Raw genomic sequence first — 639 nt, 5'->3', positions numbered from 1 at the left:
ACGTCACAGAGAGGAAAAAAAGGAGGGAAGAGAGGAGAAGGAAGAGGGAAGGAAGAGAGGAGGAGAAAGGAGGAGGAAAAAGAGAGAGAAAAGGGGAGAGAAAGGAAGAGAAAAAAAAGGGAGGAAGGGAGAAGAGAAGAAGAAAGGAAGAGGGAGAGAAGAGAAAGAAAGGGAGGGGAAAGAGAAAAAGGGAGGAAGGAGAAAAGAAGAAGGAGGAGGGAGAGGGGGAGAAAAGGGAGAAAAGGGAAAGGGGGAAAAAGGAGGAGAAAAGGAAAAGAGGGAAAGAAAAGGAGAGGGGGAAGAAAGAAGAAAGGGGGGAAGAGAGAAGGAAAGGAAAGAGAGAGGGGGAAGACGGGAGAAAGAGAAAAGAGGAGAGAAAGGGAAGAGGAGAAGAGAAGGAAAGAAGAGGGAGAAGAAAGAAGAGAAGGAGGAAGGAAAAAGGAAGAAAAGAAGAGGAGGGGAGAGAGAAAGAGGAGAGGAGGAGAGAAGAGGGGGGGGAGGAAGGAGGGAGAAAGGGGAAAGGAAGAAGAAGAAATAGCTGGCTTGGCCGGTCTTGAGCCAATCGGGCAGCGGCGCTGTAGGGGGGATTGTGACGCTGAGCGGGAGAACAGGAAGGGAGACGATAGAATAGAGAAGGGT

At 49.8% G+C, this 639-nt stretch carries 1 protein-coding gene; it reads left to right on the top strand.

Annotation, left to right across the window (positions count from 1 at the left end; all coding sequences use genetic code 11):
* Positions 1 to 557: hypothetical protein (locus tag IB232_RS23335; protein ID WP_192400895.1), on the top strand; the 557-nt coding region annotated here is incomplete at its 5' end.
* Positions 558 to 639 lie beyond the last annotated feature (82 nt).

This window comes from Pseudomonas sp. PDM15, from assembly GCF_014851565.1.
Lineage (GTDB): Bacteria > Pseudomonadota > Gammaproteobacteria > Pseudomonadales > Pseudomonadaceae > Aquipseudomonas.
Note: the sequence above shows the minus strand (reverse complement) of the source record. Positions and strands in the feature narration are given on the sequence as shown.